Genomic DNA, 24152 nt, shown 5'->3' with positions numbered 1-24152 from the left:
CGGGTCTCCGGGCAAGGCGCTGTGCCGTGTACTGGCACAGCCAACAATACAGTTTGCATACTGCGCTGCTGAACTGTATGGGTAGTGTATCGGTACATCCGATTACATTGGACAGCCATACTCCCGCGCAACACCCGCCCGCACCGCCTATTGCATGAGCACCGCCGAACTCACCGCCCTTTTGCTGTTTTGCACCGCCATGAGCTTTTCGCCGGGGCCCAACACCACCTTGTCCACCGCGCTGGCCGCCAACCTGGGCCTGAAGCGCGCCCTGCGCTTTTGCCTGGCCGTGCCCACGGGCTGGACGCTGCTGATGCTGGGCAGCGGCCTGGGCCTGGGGGCCCTCATCACCGGCGTTCCCGCGCTGCGCTGGACGGTCACGCTGATGGGCGTGGCCTACATGCTGTGGCTGGCCTGGAAGCTCAGCCGCGCCGGGCAGCTTGCCGAGGTGGACGGCAGCCGCCTGCAGGTGACCTTCTGGCAAGGCGTGGGCCTGCAGTTCGTGAACATCAAGGCCTGGATGCTGGCCCTCACGCTCAGCGCGGGCTGGGTGGTCAACGCAGCCGGGCAGCCGGCCACCAACCCGGGTGAGCGCCTGGCCATCATCTGCTGCGTGATGGTGGCGTTTGCCTTCAGCAGCAACTTTGTCTATGCGCTGCTGGGCTCCCTGCTGCGCCAGTGGCTGTCGCAGGGTGCTCGCCTGCTGTGGTTCAACCGCACCCTGGCGCTGGTGCTGGTGGCCACCGCTGTCTGGATGCTGACTCTATGAACACGCCCTCCTCGCACCGCGACCGCACCCTGGGCCTGTGGCTCGGCGTGCTGGGCGTGGCGATCTTCGCCGTCACCCTGCCCGCCACGCGCCTGGCCACCGGCACGTCAGAGCAACCCCAGCTCTCGCCCTGGTTCGTCACCGTGGGCCGCGCCGCGCTGGCGGGGCTGCTGTCGGCGGTGTTTCTGCTGGCCACGCGCTCGCCGCGCCCTCAGCCGCAGCAGTGGCGGCACCTGGGCTGGGCCGTGCTGGGCAATGCGCTGGGCTACCCGCTGCTACTGGCGTTTGCGCTGCGCAGCGTCACGGCCAGCCACGCGGCCGTGGTAACGGCGCTGCTGCCGCTGGTGACGGCGGCCGTGGCCGCGTTGGTGCTGCACCAGCGTGCGCGCCTGGGGTTCTGGCTCTTCGCGGTGCTGGGCAGCCTGCTGGTGGTGGCGTTCTCGCTGCTGCGCGGCTGGCAGCAGGGCCACGGCCTGTTCAGCCTGGAGGCGGCGGATGCGCTGCTGGTCGGCGCAGTGGTGGCGGCGTCCGTGGGCTACATCCACGGCGCACGCATCACACCCGCGCTGGGGGCCGAGCGCGTGATCTGCTGGGTGTGCCTGATGGCGCTGCCCGTCTCCCTGCCCGCCACGCTGTGGCTGTGGCCCAGCCATCCCGTGGCGCCCTCGGCCTGGGGTGGCTTTCTGTATGTGGGCGTGTTCTCGATGTGGGCCGGCTTCTTCGCCTGGTACCGGGGGCTGGCCCTGGGCGGCGCCCTGCGCGTGAGCCAGACGCAGCTGCTGCAGCCCTTTCTTTCCATCCTGGCCGCCGCCGTGCTGCTGGGCGAGTCGCTCGACCTGGTCACCCTGGGCTTTGCCGTCGCCGTTGTCGCCACCGTGGTGGCGGGCAAGCGGTTCTCCTGACATGGCCCCGATACCATTGCATACAACACCTACCTGGAGATCAATGACATGACGAACTGGACCCTGGCCCGCCGCGCCGAGAAGATGAACCCCTCGGTGATTCGCGAGATCCTCAAGGTCACCGAGAAACCCGGCATCATCAGTCTGGCGGGCGGCCTGCCCTCGCCCAAGACCTTCCCCGTATCGGCGTTTGCCGAAGCCTCGGCCGCCGTGCTGGCCAACGATGGCCCCGCCGCCCTGCAGTACGCCGCCAGCGAAGGCTTTGCGCCCCTGCGCCAGGCGATTGCCGACTTCCTGCCCTGGAACGTAGACCCCGAACAGATCCTGATCACCACCGGCTCACAGCAGGCGCTGGACCTGATCGCCAAGGTGCTGATCGACGAAAGCAGCCGCGTGCTGGTTGAAACGCCCACCTACCTAGGCGCCCTGCAGGCGTTCACGCCCATGGAGCCCACCGTGGTGGCGGTGGCCAGCGATGATGAAGGCGTGCTGATCGACGACCTGAAGGCCAAGGTGGGCACCGGCGCCGACAAGGCACGCTTCCTGTACGTGCTGCCCAACTTTCAGAACCCCACCGGCCGCACCATGAGCGACGCACGCCGCGCCGAGCTGGTGAAAGCCGCTGCCGAGCTGAACCTGCCGCTGGTGGAAGACAACCCCTACGGCGACCTGTGGTTTGACAACCCGCCGCCCGCGCCGCTCACGGCCCGCAACCCCGAGGGCTGCATCTACATGGGCTCGTTCTCCAAGGTGCTGGCCCCTGGCCTGCGCCTGGGCTACATCGTGGCACCCAAGGCCGTGTACCCCAAGCTGCTGCAAGCCAAGCAGGCAGCCGACCTGCACACCCCCGGCTACAACCAGCGCCTGGTGGCCGAGGTGATGAAGGGCAACTTCCTGGACCGCCATGTGCCCACCATCCGCGCGCTGTACAAGTCGCAATGCGAAGCCATGCTGGCCGCGCTCGACAAGGAAATGCACGGCCTGGGCGTGCACTGGAACCGCCCCGATGGCGGCATGTTCCTGTGGGTGCGCCTGCCGGAAGGCATGAGCGCCATCGAGCTGCTGCCCAAGGCGGTGGAGCGCAACGTGGCCTTTGTGCCCGGCGCCGCGTTCTATGCCGACAACGCCGACCAGCGCACGCTGCGCCTGTCGTTCGTGACTTCGACGGTCGAGCAGATCGCCACCGGCATCGCCGCGCTGGCTGCTGCGATCCGTGAGCACAAGGGCTGATCGAGCATGCTGAGGCTTTGGGGTCGCCTGTCGTCCATCAATGTGCGCAAGGTGGTGTGGGCCGCGCAAGAGCTGGGGCTGCCCCTGCAGCGCACCGATGCAGGCGGCCAGTTCGGCCTGGTGCGCGAAGCGGCCTACCTGCAGCGCAACCCCAACGGACTGGTGCCACTGATGGAAGACGACGACACCGGCCTGGTGCTGTGGGAATCCAACGCCATCGTGCGCTACCTGTGCGCAAGGCATTCGGCAGGCAAGCTCTACCCTGAGGAACTGCCGGCCCGCTTTGTGGCCGAGCAGTGGATGGACTGGCAGCAGACCACGCTGAACCCCACAGGGCGCGATGCCTTCATCCAGTGGATACGCACACCGGCCGCGCAGCGTAACAGCGCGCTGATTGCGGCGTCGGTGGCCGCCACCGAGCCCCTGCTGGACCTGCTGGAGCAGCACCTGGCCCGCTCGCCCTTCATGGCGGGTGAGCACTTCACCATGGCAGACATTCCCATCGGCTGCGAAATGCACCGCTGGTGGGGGCTGCCGCAGGAACGCCCCGCGCGCCCGGCGCTGGAGCGCTGGTACCGCACCGTCAGCACCCGCCCCGGTGCCAGAGGGGTGCTGGACCAGCCTCTGGCGTAAGCTGTCGTAGCCACCACGCCCACGGTGAACGGAGCCTCTCATGCAGCAACGTCCTTTTCGCCAGATCGACGTCTTCAGCCACCACCCCGGCTTCGGCAACCCGGTGGCCGTGGTGCTGGACGCGCAGGGCCTGAGCGACGCCGACATGCGCCGCTTTGCCGCCTGGACCAACTTGTCGGAAACCACCTTTCTGATGCCGCCCACGGCAGCGGGCCATGCGGCCGGGGCCGACTACCGGCTGCGCATCTTTTCGCCCAGGGGCGAGTTGCCCTTTGCCGGCCACCCCACGCTGGGCACCTGCCGCGCCTGGCTGCAGCAAGGCCACACACCGCGTGTGCCCGGCCTGGTGGTGCAAGAGTCTGCACAGGGCCTGGTGCAAATTGAACACCAGGGCGGCAGTCTGGCCTTTGCCGCACCGCCATTGCAATGCAGCAAGCCCAGCCCGGCACTGGTGCCGCTGGTGGCCAGCGCGCTGGGGTTGCGGCCCCACCAGATCCGGGCCACCCAGTTGCTGGACAACGGCCCCGTGTGGCTGGGCCTGCTGCTGGACAGCGCTGACACCGTGCTCGGCCTCACGCCCGACCATGCCCGCCTCAAAGACCTGGGTCAGGACGTGGGCGTGATCCACATCGCCCCCGACGCAGGTGCCAACCCCGAACGCCCCGGCGCTGTGGTGCGCGCCTTCGCCGCCCCCATGGGCAACCCGGAAGACCCGGTGACTGGCAGCCTCAACGCCAGCCTGGCGCAGTGGCTGATTGCCGAAGACCTGGCCCCCACCCGCTACCTGGTGGCGCAAGGCGAATGCCTGGGCCGGGCTGGCCGGGTGTACATCCGCCAGGATGCCCAGGGGCAGGTCTGGGTGGGCGGCCACACCGTGACCTGCATCGAAGGGACTGCGCTGCTGTGACGTCTGTCCCAATCAACACACTGAACGCTCCCCCCAGCGGGTGAGACCCACGGGGCCTTGGCCCCGCCCACAACCCTTGGCATGGCCCCCGCTCAACAGCAGGCCAGCCCCTGGCGTGCGCCGCTTTCCGTTTTTTCCAGGAGTTTTCCCCATGCACCACCGCCCCTTCCAGCAAGTTGATGTGTTCACTGCCACCGCCTACCGTGGCAACCCCCTGGCCGTGGTGCTGGACGGCACCGGTCTCTCCACCGAAGAGATGCAGCAGTTCACCCGCTGGACCAACCTGTCTGAGGCCACCTTTGTGCTGCCCCCCACGCCCGAGGGCCGCGCCGCTGGCGCCGACTACCGCGTGCGCATCTTCTACCCCGCTGGCGAACTGCCCTTTGCCGGACACCCCACGCTGGGCACCTGCCACGCCTGGCTGGAGGCGGGCGGCCAGCCGCAAGTGGCGGGCCGCATCGTGCAGGAATGCGGCGTGGGCCTGGTCAACATCCGCCAGCAGGGCGATCTGCTGGCATTTGCCGCGCCACCGCTGCGCCGCAGCGGCCCGCTGGACGAGGCCGACGTGGCCCTGATTGCACGCGGCCTGGGCGTGGCGCGGGAAGACATCGTGCAGCACGCCTGGTGCGACAACGGCCCCGGCTGGCGCGCCGTTCTGCTGGCAAGCAGCTCGCAGGTGCTGGCGCTCAAGCCAGACGCTGCCATCCTCGCCGGGCTGGACGTGGGCGTGGTGGGGCCTGCAGCAGGAAGCGGAGCCTCCGCACCGCGTGGCAAGGTGGGCGTGGTGGGCCGCAGCGATGCGGACGGCATCGCGTTTGAAGTGCGCGCCTTCTTCCCTGGCAACAACGGTCTGGCCGAAGACCCCGTGACCGGCAGCCTGAACGCCGCACTGGCCCAGTGGCTCATCGGCGCGGGCCTGGCCCCCGCGCAGTACGTGGCCAGCCAGGGCACCTGCCTGGGCCGCGCGGGGCGTGTGCATGTGCAGCAAGAGGGCGACACCATCTGGGTGGGCGGCCACAGCGTGACCTGCATGGCGGGCGAGGTGCTGCTGTGAAAGAGACCACCACCGCACAAGGCCCCTGCGTGGACCACCTCGTGGTGTTTGCGGCTGACCTGGCGGGCGGCGTGGACTGGTGCCAGCGCACGCTGGGCATCACCCCCACGGCAGGTGGCGAGCACCCGCTGATGGGCACGCACAACCGCATTTTCAACATCAGCAGCCCTGGCCACCCCCGCGCCTACCTTGAAATTATTGCTATTAATTCAGTAGCTGCCAGTGCTTTACCAGCGGGCGCTAGACGCTGGTTTGATATGGATGATGCAACGCTGCAGCAACAGGTGGCGCAGCACGGTCCGCAGCTCATCCACTGGGTGGCCAGCGTGCCTGATGTGGCCGCCAGCCATGCCGCGCTGACAGCACTGAGCATTGAGCGTGGCACCATCATCACCGCCAGCCGCCCCACGCCGAATGGCCTGCTGCAGTGGCAGATCACCGTGCGCGAAGACGGCCTGCGCCTGCTGGACGGCTGCCTGCCCACGCTCATCCAGTGGGGCGCCACACACCCCTGCGATAGCCTGCCTGCGAGCGGTGTGCAACTGCAGCAGCTCACGCTGCAGCACCCGCAGGCGGCCACCCTGAGCGCGGCGTGTGAGGCCATCGGGGTGGCACACCATGTCGCCGTTACCGCAGGCGATGTGCCCCAGCTCAGCGCACAACTCACCACACCGCAGGGTCCCGTCACCCTGTCGTCATCCATTCCCCAGAAAGCTGCCGCATGAACGCCCGCATCGACCCATCCCCCTTGCTGCCCACCCTGGCCGACATCGAAGCCGCTGCCCAGGTGGTGTACCGCGACTTTGCCGCCACGCCCCAGTACCGCTGGGGCCTACTCAGCCAGCGCCTGGGTACTGACTGCTGGCTCAAGCACGAGAACCACACGCCCGTGGGCGCCTTCAAGATCCGCGGCGGCCTGACCTACTTTGACCAGCTCGCGCAGCGTGGTCGCTTGCCCCAGGAAGTGATCAGCGCCACACGCGGCAACCACGGCCAGAGCATGGGCTGGGCGGCGCGCCGCCACGGCGTGGCATGCACCATCGTCGTGCCGCGTGGCAACTCCATTGAGAAGAACGCCGCCATGCGCGCGCTGGGCGTCACGCTCATCGAGCACGGCGACGATTTTCAGGAAGCGCGCGAGCACGCCATGCACTTGGCACAGCAGCGTGGCGCCCACATGGTGCCCAGCTTTCACCCTGACCTGCTGCGCGGCGTGAGCACCTACTGGTGGGAATTTTTGCGCGCCGTGCCGCAGCTCGACGTGGTGTACGTGCCCATCGGCCAGGGCTCGGGCGCATGCTCGGCCATAGCGGCCAAGCTGGCGCTCAAGCACCCCGTGCGCGTGGTCGGCGTGGTCAGCAGCCACGCCACCACCTATGCCGATTCGCTGGCCGCAGGCCGCGTGGTCGAGGCACCCGTCACCACCCAGCTTGCCGACGGCATGGCCTGCCGCGTGGCAGACCCCGAAGCCCTGGCCGTGCTGGCCCCGCACATCGACCACATCGTGCAGGTAAGCGACGCCGAAGTGGCCGCCGCCATGCAGGCACTGTTCACCGACACCCACAACGTGGCCGAAGGGGCGGGCGCTGCAGCGCTGGCTGCGGCACTGCAAGAGCGAGAGTTGCTCCACGGCAAAACCGTGGGCCTGGCGTTGACGGGGGGCAACGTGGATGCGTCGGTTTTCGCGCAAACCCTGCGAACGGGCCATTGAGCAAGTCACGAAGAGCTGGCAACAAAAAAACGACGCATAGCCCCCTTTTGATTTGGCTTGCGCCGTCATCGCAGCAGCATGGCAGTCACTTGACTGGCGGGCGGCATTGTCCGCCTTGCCTTGCGCTTCAGTCACCTGCTCCAGGTCGGCGCCACCCACCATCAAACCTACTTTGATGAACCGGCGAATGAGGTAATTTTTGCCTGACTCAAAAAAGAGTTCGAGCTTGTTGGGAGAGAACTCGGATTCGGTCTCCACGGGGCGCGTCTTGCCGCCGTCGACCTGCGTGTAGAAAAACACATCGGGTGCGCTGACGCTCACGCAATTGCCGTCAATCCGCAAATCCTTGCTCAGAGCCTTACCGAGCACGCTGTTGCGATACAGGTAAGCGCCAGTTTGGCCTTCGGGAGGCAGTTGGAATTCTTTGGCCTTGGCCGACTGCTCTTTGGAAGCCATATTGACCGAAGCGCAGCCAGGCATCCGTGTTTTCAGTCGCTCCAGTGACAAGCAGTGGAAGGGTTTGTTTTCAAAATCCCCCCCATGGGAACCCTCTACCTCGTGCGCCACGGCCAGGCCTCGTTTGGCGCTGATGATTACGACGTGCTCAGCCCTCGCGGACATGAGCAGGCGGTGCGCCTGGGCGAGTACTGGCGCGGGCGGGGCATGGCGTTTGACGCGGTGATGACCGGCACCCTGCGCCGCCACACCGAAACCCTGCAGGGCATTGCCCAAGGCCTGCAGACGATGCCCGAAGTGACCCGCTGGCCCGGCCTGAATGAATACGACAGCCACGCGCTGATCTCGGCCATCCACCCCCAGCCCCTGGGCCCTGCCGACACGCCCGAGCGCTACCGAGCTCACTTCCGCATCCTGTGCGATGCGCTCGCGCAGTGGATGGCGGGCGTCATCAGCCCCCAGGGCATGCCCAGCTGGGAAGAGTTTTCAGGCGGTGTGCGCGCCGTGCTGGACCATGTGCGCCACCACCACGCTGGTCAGAACGTGCTGCTGGTGAGCAGTGGCGGCCCCATCTCGACGGCCGTGGGCGAGGTGCTGGGCACGGCGCCGGAGGTGACGATTGCGCTGAACATGCGCATCCGCAACAGCGCGGTGACAGAGTTCTCCATCTCGCCCAAGCGGTTGATGCTGCAAACCTTCAACACCCTGCCCCACCTGAACGAGGTGGAGCACGCGCCCCTCATCACCCACGCCTGATCACCCGCCCCTGCGCCGCCCACCCCGCATGCGGTAGGTGCGCGGCAGATGGGCGTTCTCTGCCTGCAGGGCATCGGCATTGGCTTGCAGCAGGGTCAGGGCTTGGTCCAGCACTTCCACCGCTTCGGTGGGCAACCCCCGCAGCAACGCCTGGTTGAGCTGTTTGACCTGGGGGAACACTGCCTCGTACACCGCCAACCCCTCAGGGGTGAGCCGCAGGCGCGCCTGGCGTTTATCGCCGGGCAGGGGTTCGCGGGTAATGAGCCTTTTGTCCTGCAAGGACGTAATGGCGCGCGAGGTGCGGGCCCGGTCCAGCCCCAGCAAGCGGGCCAGCTCAGCGGGCGGCAGGTCTGGGTGGCGCGCCAGCCACATCAGCAGCCCCCACTCGCGGCGGGTGATGCCGTAACCGCCCTCGCACAGGCGGATAACCAGGCTGCCGGACACCGCCATCAGCTTGTTCAGCCGGTACATCAGCAGGTCACTGGCAGCCTGCGGATCGCGCAGACGGGAGGCATCGGTCATCAGTGCAAACCCGGAAAGTTGTTGATTTGAACAATCGATTGTCAGGCCCCTAGAGTGCCACGATGCACGCTTGACTTCCATCATTACCGGCCACGCCACCCAGGAGCCCACCATGTCCCACCCCATCCCCCGCACACGTCACCTTGCCAGGCGCCCCCTGCTGGCCACGGCGCTCGGCCTGGCCGCCACATTGATGCTAGTCACGCCCGGCGCCCATGCCCAATCCGCCAGCGCTGCGGCCGATGCGACCCTGCGCCTGGTGGTGGGCTACCCGCCCGGTGGCTCCAGCGACCGCGTCGCGCGCATCGTGGCCGACAAGCTGCAGGCCAAGCTGGGCAGCCCGGTCATCGTCGAGAACAAGGCGGGGGCGGGTGGTCGCCTCTCTGCCCAGTATGTGAAGGCCGCGCCCGCCAACCAACCCGCGCTGCTGCTGGCCAACCCTGCCGTGATGGTGGTGGCACCGCTGGTGTTCCCCGACGCGGGCTACGACGCCGAGCGCGACTTCCGCGCCGTGAGCCATGTGAACAGCTACGAGTTTGGCGTGGCCGTGGGCAGCGCCGTGCCGGTGAAGGAGCTGCCCCACCTGCTCGCCTGGTTGCGCGCCAACCCGGAAAAAGCCAACTTCGGCGTGCCAGCCACCGGCAGCCTTCCGCACTTCTTTGGCCTGATGGTGGGCGATGCCGCCCAGGTGCGCGCTGAAATCGTGGGCTACCGCGGCTCTGCCCCGCTGACCACGGATTTGGTCGGCGGCCAGGTGCCAGTGGCTTTCGACACCCTGGACAGCCTGCTGCCCCAGCACGACGCGGGCAAGGTGCGCATCCTGGCTGTCTCCAGCGCCAAGCGCAGCCCGCTGGCGCCGAACGTGCCCACCTTCAAGGAGGCCGGTCTGGACCTGGTGGCCACCGGCTGGAACACTTTCTTTGCCCCGGCCAGCATGCCTGCCGCGCAGGTGGAGCGCCTGTCGCAGCTCATCCATGAAGTGATGAAGGACCCAGACACGCGCCGCAAGTTTGAAGCCACCAAGCTGGAGCCCGTGGCCGCCAGCCGCGCGCAGACTGAAGCGACACTGAAGGCCTACAAGGCACAGTGGGCGCCGGTGGTGCAGCGCTCCGGCTTCAAGCCTTGAGGACGCGGACGGTATGACCCACCCCACACGCCCCAACATCGTCTTCATCGTGGCCGATGACCTGGGCTATGCCGACCTGGGCTGCTACGGCGGCCGGGACGCGAGCTTTGGCCCTGTCTCGCCCGTGCTCGATGGCCTTGCCGCCCAGGGCCTCAAGCTCACCCAGGGCTATTCCAACTCGCCCGTGTGCTCACCCACCCGATTTGCGCTGATGACCGGCCGCTACCAGTACCGCCTGCGCGGCGCAGCCGAAGAACCCATCAACAGCAAGAGCCGGGGCAGCACCACGCTAGGCTTGCCGCCCGAGCACCCCACCCTGCCCTCGCTGCTGCGCGATGCAGGTTACCGCACGGCGCTGATGGGCAAGTGGCACCTGGGCTATCCGCCCGCGTTCAGCCCGCTGCGTTCGGGCTATGACGAGTTCTTTGGCCCCATGTCGGGCGGGGTGGACTACTTCACCCACTGCAGCTCCACCGGCCAGCACGACCTGTACCTGAACGACGCCGAGCAGCAGGAAGACGGGTACCTCACCGACCTGATCACCGACCACGGGCTGGACTTTGTGCGCCGCATGGCGGGGGGTGCACGCAGCGGCACGCCATTCTTCTTGAGCTTGCACTACACCGCGCCCCACTGGCCATGGGAAACCCGCGACGACGAAGCTCTGGCGCAGGAGGTGAAGGGCAACCTGTTCCACCTGCACGGCGGCAACATCGACACCTATCGCCGCATGATCCACCACATGGACGAAGGCATTGGCCGCCTGATGGACCTGCTGCGCGCCGAGGGGCTGGAGCGCGACACGCTGGTCGTGTTCACCAGCGACAACGGCGGCGAACGCTTCTCGGACAACTGGCCCCTGGTGGGCGGCAAGATGGACCTGACCGAAGGCGGCATCCGCGTGCCCTGGATCGCCCACTGGCCCGCCGTGATCGCGCCCGGCGGCATCAGCACGCAAACCTGCATGACCATGGACTGGAGCGCCACGATGCTCGACGCCGCAGGCGCGCCCGCCGCCGCCAGCCACCCGCTGGATGGCCGCTCCCTCATGCCTCTGCTGCGCGACGCCACCTGGCACGACGAGCAGCCCCTGTTCTGGCGCATGAACCACCGGGGCCAGCGCGCCCTGCGCCACGGCCCCTGGAAGTACCTGCGCGTGGACGGGCACGACTACCTCTTTCACCTGGAAGGCGACGAACGCGAGCGCGCCAACCTGGCCCCCATTGCCCCCGAGCGCCTGGCGGCCATGGTGCAGGCGTGGGAGGCGTGGGAAGCCACCATGCCGCCCATCCCTGCCGATGCCACGGTGAGCCTGGGTTATGGGGTCAAAGACATGCCGCAGCGCTGAGCCGCTGACGGGGCCACCATGCGAATGGCCCCGCACGGTGTACAACCGGGGCATGCACAACGACCCGCCCCCGCCTTCCATCGAACTTCGCCTGGAGCCTGACCAGCTGGCGCTTTACTGGATGCCAACGGCAGCCCCTGCGTCCGGCAACACCGCGCCATACAGCGTGGCCCTGGGTTGGCAGACCGTGGCCCAGGCGTTTGGCCTGCGCATGCCCACGCCGCTGTCGCTGGAAAACGCCATCGCCACGGTAGAAGACGCCGTCATGCCAGCCGGCCGCTGGCTGGCAAAGCCCCCTGCAGGCATAGTCCCGCCGTTCACCCTGCACACGCGCAGCCCATTGCTGCGCGAGATTGCAGAGGCTGCAGGCGTGACGCTGCACACACCACCCGCCCGACTGTCACGGCAGGCCGTGGAGAACCTGTTCAATCGCCTGTCCGACCAGATTCACCGCCCTGGCGTCCCTGATACCGCCCTGCCCCAGCGCGCGGAATGGGCGGCCGCGCTGTTGATCCTCCGGGAAGGGCTGCACCACTGGGGCGTGGAATGGGTGGAGCTGGGCTGAATCAGAGTGCTTTGACTCGCAGCGACCGCCACAACCACTTGCTATCAAATAAATAGCTGCTAGCGCTTTACAGCAAAGCGCTAGCAGCCTATTTGATTCATACCCCAGCGACTCGCACCGTCTCCAGCGGCAACGCCGCCACCTCGGCCAGCAGCGCCGCCAGGGCCGCGCCCGCCGCCTGCACCACGGCCCGGCCTTTGTCTGCCGTAGCCGCATCGGCCTGGCCCACAGCGCCGCTTGGGTGATAGTCCTCGATGGCCCAACCCATCTTGGCGCTTTTGCCGTTGCCCAGGATGGCAAAGCGCTCGGACCGGTCTTGTGAGGTGGAGCGGAAGTTCTGTGCGTGCTCCATGTGCACGGTGCCGGGCGCCAGGTGCAGCATCATCGACGTTTCAATGTCGCCCGCGTGGATGCCAAAGCGGTGCTCTTGCGCGCTGAACAGGCCCTGCACCTCGGGCGGCTGGGGCAGGCTGAACCAGCTGGCGCTGTACACCAGCAGGCCGTGGCGCTGGCGCAGCTCGCGGGCCACGATGTCCATCACCGCTACATTGCCACCGTGGCTGTTGAAGATCAGCAGCTTCTTCACCCCCGCCCGCGCCACGCAGGCGCCCAGCTCGGTCCACAGGGCGATCACCGTGGCGGGAGAGAGGGTGAGCGTGCCGGGGAAGTTTGCATGCTCGGTGCTCAGGCCAATGTTTTGCGGCGGCAAGAACAGCGCAGGCACATCGGCCCCCAGGTGCGGCAGGGCCGCATCGATCACACCTTGCAGCAACGTGGCGTCCACCGACAGCGGCAGGTGCGGGCCGTGCTGCTCCACCGCCGCCACGGGCAGCACCGCCACCACCTGCGCGGCCTGGCCGGTGCATTGCAGCGCAGCAAAGTCGCGGGTGGAAAGATCGGCCCAGAAGCGGGACGGCAGCGGCGGCAGGGGTGCGGCAGAAGTCATGCCCGCCATGGTAGCGGGGCGGCGGCCAGCTACCATGGCGGGCATGACCGACGACCTCTTCCGCCAAGACGCCTACCTGCGCGAATGCAGCGCCCACATCACCGCCGTGACCGATGCCGGCATCGTGCTGGACCGCACGGTGTTCTACCCGCTGGGCGGTGGCCAGGCGGGCGACAGTGGCGTACTGGTGCTGGCTGACGGCACGCAGATCACCATTGCCGACACCCGCAAACGCAAGGACGCCGAGGGCAATGCCACCAGCGACATCGTGCATGTGCCTGCGCCTGGCCAGGAAGCCCTGCTGGCCACGCTGACACCCGGCACCGCCGCCTCCGCCCGCATCGACTGGGAGCGCCGCCACCGCATAATGCGGCTGCACACCACCAGCCACCTGCTGTGCCATGTGGTGCCGCAGCTGGTCAATGGCTGCTCCATCACGCCGGACTACGCGCGGCTGGACTTTGCGATGACCGACCCGCTGGACAAGGAGCAACTCACCGCCGCTATTGCCACGCTGGTGGCAGCGGCCCATCCGCTCACGGTGGCGTCGATCAGCGATGAGGAGCTGGATGCCAACCCCAACCTGGTCAAGAGCATGAGCGTGCAGCCGCCCCGGGGCACGGGGCGCATCCGCACCATTCGGATCGGCGGCGAAGGCGACGCGCCATTGATCGACCTGCAGCCCTGCGGCGGCACGCATGTGGCCAACACAGCGGAGATCGGCGCGGTGGTGGTGACCAAGATTGAGAAGAAAAGCGCAACCACCCGCAGGGTGGTTCTGGGCTTTGCCCGCTGAGCACGATCAACATCTGGATACCTTGAAAGCCGAAGGCCGGGCCTGCCCCTGTTACCTTTGAGTACCCTGCCGCGTTGAACCCTGCAACGGGCCGGCACCCACGGTGGTGTGCCGCGCCCCAGCCCACTTTTTTGTTCTGACCTGCCATGCCAGCCCCCCTGCGCGCCCTGCTCGCCGACCCCCAACTCACCCGCCTGCGGCAAAGCCGTTGGTTCAAGCCCGCTACACGCGCGCTGGCCGCATTGCTGGGGGTATGGGCCCTGTCGTGGCTTTCCGTGCCCGCCCTGGTCAAGGGGCCGCTGGAGCGCATGGCCAGCGAGCAACTGGGCCGCACCGTCACCGTGGGCTCGCTCGATTTCAAACCCTGGTCGCTGGAGCTCACCCTGCGCGACTTGGCTGTGGCGGGCGCCAACGGAGCGCCTGCGCAGCTGACCATCGGGCGCGTGTATGTGGACGCCGAACTGCAGTCGCTGCTGCGCCTGGCGCCGGTGGTGGACGCCTTCACGGTGGAATCGCCCGTGCTGCGCATCACCCACCTGGGCCAGGGCCGTTACGACGTGGACGACGTGATTGCCAAGCTGGCGGCCCCCAAGGACGCACCAGAAACACCCCCATCGACCGAGCCCGCACGGCTGGCGCTGTACAACCTGCTGCTGCAGGGCGGGCGCGTGGACTTCACCGACAACGCTGTGGGCAAGACGCATTCGGTACAAGACGTGCTGCTCTCGGTGCCCTTCATCAGCACGCTGGCCGGCAAGAAAGAAGTGCGCGTGGAGCCCCGGCTGGCCTTCACGCTGGAAGGCAGCCGTTTTGACTCGTCGGCCCAAAGTACGCCCTTTGCGCAAACCCGGCATGCCGACGCCCACATCCGCTGGGACGACCTGGACCTGACGCCCTACCTGGGCTACCTGCCCGCCAGCCTGCCCATTCAGCTCAAGGCCGCCACGCTGGACGTGGACGTGAAGCTGGCTTTTGAGCAGACACCGCGTTTGGCTGTGAAGCTCTCGGGCCAAGTGCAGACCCGCGATGTGAAGATGACCGACCGCGAAGGCCAGGACCTGCTGGCCTTTGAGCGCCTGACGGTGGACATGGCCGATGTGCGCCCGCTGGAGCAGGTGGTGGACCTGACCCAGGTAGAACTGCTCAAGCCCGTGCTGCACGCCCAGCGCGACGCCGCAGGGCGGCTGAACCTGGCACAACTGGCCGGTGGCCCAGCGCCCGCGTCGCCCCCGAAGGAAGTCGCCTCGCAACCCGCCAAGCCATCCACCAACGCCGCCGCGCCGTGGGCGGTGAGCGTGGCGCGCGCCAGCGTGCGCGATGGCACGGTGCACTGGGCTGACCAGACCACCCAGCCCGCGGCAGCCTTGCAGGCACGCAGCCTGGGCCTGGAACTCACCAACCTGGCCTTGCCGCTGCAAAAGCCCGTTGCCTTCAAGGGCGCCCTGGTGTTGCCCGATGCCAATGCAACCAATGCCGCCGTGCCCCCCACCCGGCAGACAGGCAAAGCCAAGGCGGGTGCAGCCAAAGTGGTGGCCGCGAAGGCAGACACACCTGCGGCTCCTGAAGGCAAGCTGGCGTTTGAAGGCGAAGCCACCACCCAAAAGGCGCAGGTGCAAATCACCACCGAAGCGCTGGCGCTGCAACTGGCGGCACCGTATGTGGCGCAGTACCTGGAGCCCGCGGTGGCCGGCCAGCTCACCGGCACCCTGGGCGTGCAGTGGCAAGCCCCACCCGCAGACAAAAACGCCACGGGCCTGACAGTGACCGCCGGCCCGCTGTCGCTGGACCAACTGGCCCTGCGCCAGGGCAACACCCCCCTGGCAAGCCTGAGCAAGCTGGAAGTCAAGGGCCTGCAGGTGCCGCTGGACAAGCGCACCGTCACGCTGGAATCGCTGAGCCTGAACACCCCCAAACTGGCCGTGGAGCGCGGCAGTGACGGGCGCTGGATGTTTGAGCGCTGGACCAAAACCCCGTCCACACCGAGCGAGACAACGGCAACGAGTCAGACCGCCGCCCCCTGGGTGGTGCGCGTGGGTGAGTTGGCCCTGCAAGGCGGCGCTGTGGCCTTTGCCGACAACGCCCAGCCCCGCCCTGTGGCACTAGAGGTATCGGCCCTGGACGTGAGCGCCAAGAATCTGGCCACCGACAGTGGCAAGCCCGGCGCGTTCACACTGAGCGCCCGCGCGGCGGCAGGCAAGGGCAACGCCAAGAGTGTGGCCGGCAAGATCGACTACCAGGGCACGCTGGCCCTGCAGCCGCTGGCCACCCAGGGCAAGCTGGACGCTACCCGCCTGCCCGTGCATGGGCTGGACGGCTATCTGGCCCAGCAGCTGGCCATTGAACTGCTGCGCGCAGATGTGGGCTTTCGCGGCCAGGTGGCGTTTGCGCAGTCTGACAAGGGCCCCAGCCTGAAGCTGGCGGGCGACGCGGCCATTGAAGAACTCAAGGCCAACAGCACTGCAGCATCCACCCCCATGACCGAAGCGCAGGTAGGCGAGGAGCTGCTGGCCTGGAAGAGCCTGAACCTGCGTGGCCTGAACGTGGCCACCGCCCCCGGCACCGCCCCCAAGGTGCAGGTGGGCGAGACCAGCCTGCAGGACTTTTTTGCGCGCATCACCATCAACGAAGCCGGGCGCATCAACCTGCGCGACATCGTCAAAGGCGAGCCGCAAACCCCACCGGCACCGGCCGCCATGGCTGCAGCGTCAGCCCCCGTGCCAGTGGCCTCGGCTGCATCAGCACCGCAGCCCGTGCAAACCGCTGCGCGCGACCCGCTGGCGCCCGTGGTGCAGTTTGGCCCCATGAGCCTGGTCAACGGGAAGGTGCTGTTTTCCGACTTTTTCATCAAACCGAATTACTCGGCCGACCTGACCGAGCTGACGGGCAAGCTGGGGGCGTTCTCGTCCGAAGCGCCGGGTAGTGAGCCCCAACTGGCCGCGCTGAAGCTGCTGGGCCGCGCCGAGGGCTCGGCCTCGCTGGAGGTCTCTGGCCAACTCAACCCCCTGGCCCAGCCGCTGGCGCTGGACATTGCGGGCAAGGTGCGCGACCTGGACCTGCCGCCGCTCTCGCCCTACTCGGTGAAGTACGCAGGCCACGGCATCGAACGCGGCAAGCTGAGTGTGGACGTGGCTTACAAGGTGCTGCCCAACGGGCAACTCACGGCCAGCAACCGCATCGTGCTGAACCAGCTCACCTTTGGCGAACCCGTGGCGGGCGCGCCCAACAGCCTGCCCGTGCGCCTGGCAGCCGCACTGCTGGCCGACCGGCGCGGCGTGATCGACCTGGACCTGCCCATCAGCGGCTCGCTGAACGACCCGCAGTTCCGCATCGGGCCGGTGATTGGCAAGATCATCCTCAACCTCATCGGCAAGGCCCTCACCTCACCTTTCAGCCTGCTGGCCAGCGCTTTTGGTGGCGGTGAAGAAATGAGCAGCGTGGCCTTTGCCCCTGGCAGCGCCACCTTGAGCCCCGAAGCGCAGCAAAACCTGGGCAAGGTGGCCAAGGCCCTGGTGGACCGCCCCGCCCTCAAACTGACCGTGACCGGCACCGCCAACCTGGAAGCGGAACGTGAAGGCCTGCAGCGCGAACGCCTGCAGCAACTGGTGCGCGCCGAAAAGCGCCGCGCCCAGCCGGACGGCACCGAGCCCGTCACCGCCGACGAATACCCCGCGCTGCTCAAAGCCGCCTACGGCCGCGCCAACATTCCCAAGCCGCGCAACTTGGTGGGCATTGCCAAAGACCTGACGGTGCCCGAGATGGAAGCCCTGCTGATGGCCAACCAGCCCGCCACCGAAGCCATGGCTGCCGAGCTGGCCGCCCAGCGCGGCCATGCCATCCAGAGCTATCTGGCCGCGCAAAAGCTGCCCGCCGAGCGCCTCTTCCTGGCCGCCCCCAAAACTGGCAGCCAGGTGCCCAAGGGTGCACCCCAGGCAGAGTTGAGCCTGGCGACGCAATGAGCAACACACCCCCTGAGTCGCCTACGGCGCCTTCCCCCTCTCTCGCTGCGCGGGAGGGGGACGCCCCCGGCGCGGCGGGGCGGCGCGGCCGGCGTAGGCCCTTGCGCGGGGGCACTGGTACTGGCGCCGCGCCAGTTTCCACGGGCTTGGGGGCTCCGAGCACAATGACGCATTGAGAATCGAAACCATGGCGGGGCCGGAACTAAACCCGTTCCCCCCGCTCCCACACTGCACCATGCCTTCACGCCTGTTCCACCACCTTGCAGTCACTCTCTTTTTCATAGCTGCTAGCGCTTTAGGAATAAGCGCTAGCGCCCAATTTGGCCCCAAACCCGCCAACCTAGGCGGCAGCACCGTCACCACCCCCCATGTGCAGGCCGAGCTGGTCGCCCACGCGCCGCAGGGCGTGCGCCCGGGCCAGCCGCTGTGGCTGGGCTTGCAAATCACCCACCAGCCCGACTGGCACACCTACTGGAAGAACCCCGGCGACTCCGGCCTGCCCACCGAGCTGACCTGGCAACTGCCCTCCGGACTGGATGCGGGCGACATCGCCTGGCCCGTTCCGCACAAGATCGCCATTGGCACCCTGGCCAACTACGGCTACGAAGGCACCGTGCTGCTGCCCGTGCCAGTCACCGTGGCCCAGACCTTTGCCCCTGGCCCATTGGCCAAGGACGTTACCGTGCAGCTCAAAGCCTCGTGGCTGGTATGCCGCAAGGAATGCATCCCCGAAGAAGGCCACTTCACCCTGCAATTGCCCATCCAGAGCACCACCGCGCTGCACAGCGCTGCCTTTGATGCGGCCCAGAAGGCGCAACCCCAGCCGCTGGCAAAGCCGAGCGCGCAGCAACAAGCCCAGGTCGATGGTGATGCGCTGCAGGTGCGCGTGGCTGGCCTGCCCGCCGCGCTGCACGGCAAAACGTTGGACCTGTTCCCCGAAACGCCGGAAGTGCTGCACAACGCGGCCGACGGTACGCAGCGGTGGGAGGGCGACGTATGGACCGCCCGCATCCCGCTGGCCGAGCAACGCAGCAACAGCCCCAGCACCCTGCCCGTGGTGCTGGCCGAGCGCGTGCAAGGCAGCACCCCACGCCCCGGCTACCGGGCCGATCTGACCGTGCAGGGCCCCTGGCCGGCCGCGGCCGCCAAGGCCAGCGTGTCGCCCGCACTTGAAGCAGCGCTCAAGGCCAATGCGGCCCTGGCGGGCAGCGGGCTGCCCCCTGCGGCGCCCTCAGGGGCGTCCAGCCTCACCCTCACCGCCGCACTGCTGGGCGCCTTGCTGGGAGGGCTCATCCTCAACCTCATGCCCTGCGTGTTCCCGGTGCTGGCCATCAAGGTGGTGGGCTTTACCCGACACGCGCAAGACCGGCGCGCCCACCGCATCAGCGGCCTGGCCTACACCGCCGGGGTGGTGCTGTCGTTCCTGGCGCTGGGTGCTCTCATGCTGGGCCTGCGGGCTGCGGGCGAGGCGGTGGGCTGGGGCTTTCAGTTGCAGTCACCCGCCGTAGTGGCGGCGCTGGCCGGGCTGTTCACCCTCATCGGGCTGAACCTGGCCGGGGTATTTGAGTTTGGAAACATGCTGCCCACGTCCGTGGCCAGCCTGCGGGCACGCCACCCGGTGGCCGACAGCTTCTTGACCGGCGTGCTCGCTGTGGCCGTGGCATCGCCTTGCACGGCGCCGTTCATGGGCGCCTCCATGGGCCTCACGGCCACACTGCCTGCCGCGCAGGCGCTGGCGGTGTTTGCCGCCCTGGGCCTGGGCTTGGCGCTGCCCTATCTGGCCGCCAGCCTGTGGCCCGCCGTGGCGCGCGCCCTGCCCCGCCCTGGCGCGTGGATGGACACCTTCCGCCGCTTCATGGCCTTCCCCATGTTTGCCACCGTGGTGTGGCTGGTGTGGGTGCTGGGGCAGCAAAGCGGCATCGATGGCGCGGCCTCCCTGCTGATCTTGCTGGTGGGCCTGGGCCTGCTGGCGTGGTCGCTGGCCTTGCAAGGCCGCGCACGGCGCTGGCTGGGCAGCGTGGCCACGGTGGCCATGGCCTTGCTGCTGTGGGCCTTTGGCCCCCATGTCACGCGCATGGCAGAGGTGGCGGCAGCCCCAGCCAACGCCACAGCCACCGCCGCACAAGACTGGCAGCCCTGGGCCCCCGGCGCTGCAGAGGCCTTGGTGGCCAGCGGCCGCCCGGTGTTTGTGGACTTCACAGCCGCGTGGTGCGTGACCTGCCAGTACAACAAGAAAACCACCCTTGCCAACGCCGAGGTGCTGGCCGATCTGCACGCCAAGAACGTCGCCCTGCTGCGTGCCGACTGGACCCGCCGCGACCCGGCCATCACCGCCGCCCTGGCCCAGCTGGGCCGCAACGGCGTGCCGGTGTATGTGCTCTACCGCCCAGGCAAGCCCCCGGTGGTGCTGACCGAAGTGCTGAGCGTGGACGAAGTGCGCAGCACCATTGCGCAGTTGTAGGTGGTCAAGATGCTTTGGACGACTGCGGCATCTTTCCTCCACACACCCGCCTGACCGAGGCAACCACCATGCAGACAGACGACCTCCAACCCTACCTGTCCATCCTGCAAAGCGCCAAGACGATTGCCATCGTCGGCCTCTCTCCCAAGCCCGAGCGCGACAGCCACCATGTGGCGCAGTACCTGCAGGAGCAGGGGTACCGCATCGTGCCCATCAACCCTTCGGCCACCGAGGTTCTGGGCGAGCGCAGCTGGCCCTCATTGACCGAGGCCGCAAAGCACCACCGCATTGACCTGGTGGATGTGTTTCGCGACAGCGCTGCCGTGCCGCCCATTGCCGACGAAGCGATTGCCATCGGCGCCAGGGCCTTGTGGCTGCAGATCGGTGTGTGCCATGACGAAGCCCTGGCCAAGGCCCAGGCGGCGGGGCTGAAGGTGGTGCAAGACCGCTGCACCCTGGTGGAGCACCAGCGCCTGCGCAGCGCTGGGCTGTTGGCAGCAGGCGTCCCTCAATGAAACGGGGGCTTGATCACAAGCCCCCGGTCACTTCACCGCCCTCGCGCCCAGCGGCGCTTGCGCTGCAAGGCGGGGGTTAACCACATCAGCTGCACGGCAACGTAGCCCAGCACCGCCATCAGGGCTGCCAAGGCGGGCAAGCCCACCAGCAGCGGCGTGCCCAGGGCCTGCACCCAGGTGGCCAGCGCCTGGACCGACAATTCCCCCGCAGGGGCCACCGAACTCCAAGCAGGCAAGGTCTGCTCACCCGGCATGACCAGTGCCCCCAGGTAGAAGGCCAGCGCATACAGCGGCACGGTAGTGAGGGGATTGGTGTAGAACGTGGCCACCCCCCCGGCCACGATGTTGCCGCGCAGCCAGGCACACACCAGCAAGGTGCCTGGAATCTGCAATGGCCCCGGGATGAGCCCACAGAACATGCCCGCCGCCACGCCCCGTGCCAGGGGCTGGCGCTGGAAGCGAAACAGCGCGCGCCGCTCTAGCCAGGGCTGAAAGCGGGCCAGCGCGCTGCGTTCCAGCCGGGTACGCACCTGGGGCTCCAGCCCCCGAAGCCAGCGACGCAAGGTACACAAGGTCTGCATCATGCGCCCGGCCCCTCAACCCATCAGCACCGCTGCGGCGGTGCCAGCGCCCCACACGGTGGTCAGGGCTGCCAGCAGACCCACGTCACGCAATTCGCTGCCCGCACTGCGGGCCGTCACGGTAGCGATCAGCAGGGCCACCAGCATGCACAACATGACTGATTCGAGCAGGTCCACGGTGCGCGCCTCTCAGTCTTTGTGGGGCAAGGCAGCAGGCTTGCCGTGGGCGCTTTCGCCCGAGCTGCGCAGCGACAGGATGATGGAGCCTGCGATCAGAGAGGCAGTCACCAGCAGCGCGTAGCCGATCGGGATCTTGTAGAAGTCAATCATCAGCATCTTGGCGCCGATGAACACCAGCACCAGGGCCAGGCCATACGCCAGCAGGTGGAAGCGGTTGGCCAGGTCTGCCAGCAGGAAGTACAGCGCACGCAGACCCAGGATCGCGAAGATGTTGGCCGTGAGCACGATGAACGGGTCGCTGGTGATCGCGAAGATGGCAGGAATGCTGTCCACCGCAAAGATCACGTCGGTGGTGCCAATCAGCACCAGCACCGCAAACAGCGGGGTGTAGTGCTTGACGCCATCGACCATGGTGCTGAGCTTCTCACCGTCAAAGTGGTTGGTGATGCGAATGCGCTTCTTCAACAGCTTGAGCACCGGATTGGTGGTGATGTCAGGCTCCTGGCCCGCTGCAAACCACATCTTCACGCCCGTGATGACCAGGAAGGCACCGAACACATACAGCAGCCAGTGGAACGTGGCCAGCAGCCATGCACCCACCAGAATGAGCAGCGTGCGCAGCACGATGGCACCGATGATGCCGATGATGAGGGCGCGCTTTTGGTACTGGGGTGGCACGGCAAAGTAGCTGAACAGCATCAGGAAGACGAAGATGTTGTCCACCGAAAGGCTCTTCTCCACCAGGTAACCGGTGATGAACTGCATCGACACGGTGTTGGCGACGGTGCGCCCCTGCGTGCCATCGAGATACCACCAGAGGATGGCAACAAAGACAAACGCGAGCGAGAACCACAGAATGCTCCAGCGCAGCGCCTCGCCCATGGTTACCTTGTGCGCCCCCTGGCGCTCCATGACCAGCAGGTCGATGGCAATGGCCACCACCACAAACACGGCGAATCCCGCCCACATCCACCACGTTCCTATTGTTTCCATGTTTCTTCTCCAAAGGTGTTTCGGCACATCGCGCAGCCAGCGCGATGGAGCACCGGACTGTAGGGACACTCGGCATTCCTAAAAACCTGTCATCTTGGTACTATTGGTTCGGTTTTTACGAACCAAATGACACCAGACCCCCTGCTTTGCACGAACCCACGGAGTGTGCCATGAGCCAAAGCTTCAATTACCGCCACCTGTATTACTTCTGGGTGGTGGCCAAAGAGGGCGGCATTGCCCGGGCGGCAGAGCGGCTGGACATGGCGGTGCAAACCATCAGCGCTCAGGTGCGCGAACTGGAAAAAGCCCTGGGCGTGAGCCTGCTGCGCAGCGAGGGCCGCAACCTGGTGCTGACCGATGCCGGCGTGGCGGCCATGCACGAGGCCGATCAGATCTTTGCGCTGGGCGAGCAATTGCCGCACCGGGTGCGCGAAGCCGCCGCCGGCCCCACCCTGCGGCTGAACCTGGGCATCTCTGACGGCATTGCGAAACTGGCCGTGCACCGGTTGCTGACCACCGTGCTGGACGAGCCCCACCTGCGGCTGCTGTGCCACGAGGGCGAGTTCCAGCCCCTGCTGGGTGAGCTGGCCATGCACAAGCTCGACGCCGTGCTGGCAGACCGCCCGGCGCCGCCCAACCCCGCCCTCAAAACCACCAGTCAGTTGCTCAGCACCAGCGCAGTGGCCTGGTATGCGCCCCCCTTGTGGGCAGACGCGGCGCGGCAGGCCTTCCCCAAAAGCCTGGCCGTGGTGCCTGTTCTGCTGCCCACCGACCATGCGGCCATGCGTGCGCGGATTGACCACTGGTTTGAACGGGAGCGCATTCGTCCCCGCATTGCAGGCGAGTTCGAGGACAGCGCCTTGCTGAGCACCTTTGCGGCCACAGGCATGGGCGTGATGCCCGCGCCCGTGTTTCTGGGCGAGCACCTGCGGGAGACGCACGGGCTGGAGCATGTGGGCACCACCCCCGAGATCGAGGAGCACTTTCACCTGATCTACAGCGCCCGCAAGGTCATGCACCCGCTGCTGCTGCGGCTGCTTGAAAAGCCGCAGGTGTAAGAACCTGCCGAGAGAATCCGTTCAAAGGCCCCGCGTGGGGCTACCCGAACGCCATCTCACCCCCCCAGGTTACGCACATTCAGCCAGGGTGACGCTCCGCTCCTGAAAAAGTGGTGGCGCGGGCCTGCACATTTCACAATAACTCTGTAAGTCATTGATTTACTTACGATGTTTGGAAATGCCTTTTTGCTAGGCAAACCAATGAAAGCGCGTATCTACGCGGGTTTGGAGCGTACGCAGGGGTGATATCAACAAAGTTATCCACAGAAATTCTGGACTTTCCCCAAAACCCCCGATGAATCAACCACTTGCGTCGCTTTGTGCATATTTATTTGAAAAAGACGGCACAAATCCAGCACCCCATCCGTCGCTCGACCCTTGACTTATGCACACATTTTTGTATGCAGGGCATCAATCAAATAGCACCCCTGCCTAGCACAAAAAAAGCACCATTTCCGCCTCAGATGATTGATTCATAACGTTTTTTTGAATTGCTGAATTGGTGGGCAATGTGTTCAAAGCCTTGTGGCATGCGGGTTTGGCGCGGGTACCGACAGGCTTTCAACAAAGTTATCCACAGAAACTCTGAATCGCTTTTTCCACTGCAGGGTGTGAAGCCTCGTGCCGTCACGCTAAGAGCGGCTAACAAAACTCAGCGAAGCGGTTCTGGCTAGGCGCCGCGTCGCA

The 24152-nt window shown here is 66.9% G+C and carries 22 protein-coding genes and 1 pseudogene; 17 read left to right on the top strand and 6 right to left on the bottom strand.

Translation table 11 applies throughout. From position 1 onward, the window contains the following. The first annotated feature begins 154 nt into the window (after positions 1 to 154). The 8 genes from PQV96_RS02910 (at position 155) to PQV96_RS02875 (ending at position 7206) form a co-directional block, all read left to right on the top strand. Positions 155 to 769: a LysE family translocator gene (locus tag PQV96_RS02910; protein WP_273624504.1), complete on the top strand. Its 615-nt coding sequence runs from the start codon at positions 155 to 157 to the stop codon at positions 767 to 769. Further along, the gene (locus tag PQV96_RS02905; protein WP_066693192.1) at positions 766 to 1671 is read left to right on the top strand and encodes a DMT family transporter; all 906 of its coding nucleotides are present in this window, start codon (positions 766 to 768) and stop codon (positions 1669 to 1671) included. The genes PQV96_RS02910 and PQV96_RS02905 overlap by 4 nt, the downstream gene beginning before the upstream one ends. 48 nt (positions 1672 to 1719) lie before the next feature. Next, positions 1720 to 2901 (top strand): aminotransferase-like domain-containing protein, encoded by a 1182-nt coding sequence (locus PQV96_RS02900; protein ID WP_273624503.1) that lies wholly within the window; start codon positions 1720 to 1722, stop codon positions 2899 to 2901. Between the two features lie 6 nt (positions 2902 to 2907). Then, entirely contained in the window at positions 2908 to 3534 is a 627-nt protein-coding gene (locus tag PQV96_RS02895; RefSeq protein ID WP_273624502.1) for a glutathione S-transferase family protein, read from the top strand. Between the two features lie 40 nt (positions 3535 to 3574). Next, on the top strand, positions 3575 to 4441 hold the full coding sequence (locus tag PQV96_RS02890; protein WP_273624501.1) for a PhzF family phenazine biosynthesis protein: 867 nt from the start codon (positions 3575 to 3577) through the stop codon (positions 4439 to 4441). A 151-nt stretch (positions 4442 to 4592) separates the two neighbouring features. Then, positions 4593 to 5495, top strand: coding sequence for a PhzF family phenazine biosynthesis protein (locus PQV96_RS02885; protein ID WP_273624500.1), 903 nt, complete (start codon positions 4593 to 4595; stop codon positions 5493 to 5495). Next, on the top strand, positions 5492 to 6220 hold the full coding sequence (locus tag PQV96_RS02880; protein WP_273624498.1) for a VOC family protein: 729 nt from the start codon (positions 5492 to 5494) through the stop codon (positions 6218 to 6220). Before PQV96_RS02885 ends, PQV96_RS02880 begins: the two co-directional genes overlap by 4 nt. Continuing rightward, a complete protein-coding gene (locus PQV96_RS02875) occupies positions 6217 to 7206 on the top strand; it encodes a threonine dehydratase (protein WP_273624497.1) in 990 nt (329 codons plus the stop codon). Before PQV96_RS02880 ends, PQV96_RS02875 begins: the two co-directional genes overlap by 4 nt. Positions 7207 to 7365: 159 nt before the next feature. Here the strand turns inward: PQV96_RS02875 and PQV96_RS02870 are convergent. Beyond that, a pseudogene (locus PQV96_RS02870) lies at positions 7366 to 7662 on the bottom strand (DUF2846 domain-containing protein); the annotation flags it as partial. Positions 7663 to 7746: 84 nt separating this feature from the next. Here PQV96_RS02870 and PQV96_RS02865 point away from each other — a divergent pair. Continuing rightward, complete coding sequence (locus PQV96_RS02865) at positions 7747 to 8418, top strand: histidine phosphatase family protein (RefSeq protein ID WP_142083314.1); 672 nt, start codon at positions 7747 to 7749, stop codon at positions 8416 to 8418. Here the strand turns inward: PQV96_RS02865 and PQV96_RS02860 are convergent, their stop codons facing one another. Beyond that, positions 8419 to 8940: a MarR family winged helix-turn-helix transcriptional regulator gene (locus tag PQV96_RS02860; protein ID WP_066789113.1), complete on the bottom strand. Its 522-nt coding sequence runs from the start codon at positions 8938 to 8940 to the stop codon at positions 8419 to 8421. A 112-nt stretch (positions 8941 to 9052) separates the two neighbouring features. Here PQV96_RS02860 and PQV96_RS02855 point away from each other — a divergent pair, with 112 nt between their 5' ends. From PQV96_RS02855 to PQV96_RS02845, 3 genes are read left to right on the top strand one after another with little or no spacing between them, the layout of a single operon-like run. After that, positions 9053 to 10066, top strand: coding sequence for a Bug family tripartite tricarboxylate transporter substrate binding protein (locus tag PQV96_RS02855; protein ID WP_420482181.1), 1014 nt, complete (start codon positions 9053 to 9055; stop codon positions 10064 to 10066). A 13-nt stretch (positions 10067 to 10079) separates the two neighbouring features. Further along, a complete protein-coding gene (locus PQV96_RS02850; RefSeq protein WP_273624495.1) occupies positions 10080 to 11414 on the top strand; it encodes a sulfatase family protein in 1335 nt (444 codons plus the stop codon). A gap of 52 nt (positions 11415 to 11466) precedes the next feature. Further along, entirely contained in the window at positions 11467 to 11979 is a 513-nt protein-coding gene (locus PQV96_RS02845; protein ID WP_207373411.1) for a hypothetical protein, read from the top strand. A gap of 97 nt (positions 11980 to 12076) precedes the next feature. On the opposite strand, the gene PQV96_RS02840 is transcribed toward PQV96_RS02845, so the two are convergent. Further along, complete coding sequence (locus PQV96_RS02840; RefSeq protein ID WP_420482201.1) at positions 12077 to 12934, bottom strand: creatininase family protein; 858 nt, start codon at positions 12932 to 12934, stop codon at positions 12077 to 12079. Positions 12935 to 12968: 34 nt separating this feature from the next. Here PQV96_RS02840 and PQV96_RS02835 point away from each other — a divergent pair, with 34 nt between their 5' ends. From PQV96_RS02835 to PQV96_RS02820, 4 genes are all read left to right on the top strand, one after another. Then, a complete protein-coding gene (locus PQV96_RS02835) occupies positions 12969 to 13721 on the top strand; it encodes an alanyl-tRNA editing protein (protein ID WP_207373410.1) in 753 nt (250 codons plus the stop codon). A gap of 146 nt (positions 13722 to 13867) precedes the next feature. Continuing rightward, complete coding sequence (locus PQV96_RS02830) at positions 13868 to 17677, top strand: DUF748 domain-containing protein (RefSeq protein ID WP_273624494.1); 3810 nt, start codon at positions 13868 to 13870, stop codon at positions 17675 to 17677. A gap of 235 nt (positions 17678 to 17912) precedes the next feature. Further along, positions 17913 to 20138 carry a protein-disulfide reductase DsbD family protein gene (locus PQV96_RS02825; protein ID WP_273624493.1) on the top strand — a complete coding sequence of 742 codons (2226 nt, stop codon included), beginning with the start codon at positions 17913 to 17915 and terminating at the stop codon, positions 20136 to 20138. Positions 20139 to 20206: 68 nt separating this feature from the next. Continuing rightward, on the top strand, positions 20207 to 20653 hold the full coding sequence (locus PQV96_RS02820; protein ID WP_273624492.1) for a CoA-binding protein: 447 nt from the start codon (positions 20207 to 20209) through the stop codon (positions 20651 to 20653). Between the two features lie 32 nt (positions 20654 to 20685). Here PQV96_RS02820 and PQV96_RS02815 read toward each other — a convergent pair whose 3' ends face one another. The 3 genes from PQV96_RS02815 to PQV96_RS02805 are packed head-to-tail and all read right to left on the bottom strand — an operon-like array spanning position 20686 to position 22407. Continuing rightward, positions 20686 to 21237 carry a DUF2062 domain-containing protein gene (locus PQV96_RS02815; RefSeq protein ID WP_207373406.1) on the bottom strand — a complete coding sequence of 184 codons (552 nt, stop codon included), beginning with the start codon at positions 21235 to 21237 and terminating at the stop codon, positions 20686 to 20688. A gap of 12 nt (positions 21238 to 21249) precedes the next feature. Then, positions 21250 to 21411 (bottom strand): hypothetical protein, encoded by a 162-nt coding sequence (locus PQV96_RS02810; RefSeq protein ID WP_167336956.1) that lies wholly within the window; start codon positions 21409 to 21411, stop codon positions 21250 to 21252. A 12-nt stretch (positions 21412 to 21423) separates the two neighbouring features. Next, the gene (locus PQV96_RS02805; protein ID WP_044397771.1) at positions 21424 to 22407 is read right to left on the bottom strand and encodes a TerC family protein; all 984 of its coding nucleotides are present in this window, start codon (positions 22405 to 22407) and stop codon (positions 21424 to 21426) included. A gap of 170 nt (positions 22408 to 22577) precedes the next feature. Between PQV96_RS02805 and PQV96_RS02800 the strand changes: the two genes are divergently transcribed. Continuing rightward, positions 22578 to 23465, top strand: a complete 888-nt coding sequence (locus PQV96_RS02800; protein WP_273624491.1) for a LysR family transcriptional regulator — start codon at positions 22578 to 22580, stop codon at positions 23463 to 23465. The last annotated feature ends 687 nt before the right edge of the window (positions 23466 to 24152 follow it).

This window comes from Acidovorax temperans (assembly GCF_028596105.1).
Taxonomy (GTDB): domain Bacteria; phylum Pseudomonadota; class Gammaproteobacteria; order Burkholderiales; family Burkholderiaceae_C; genus Acidovorax; species Acidovorax temperans.
The sequence above is the reverse complement of the archived record's forward strand: the minus strand, read 5'-3'. Positions and strand labels throughout refer to the sequence as shown.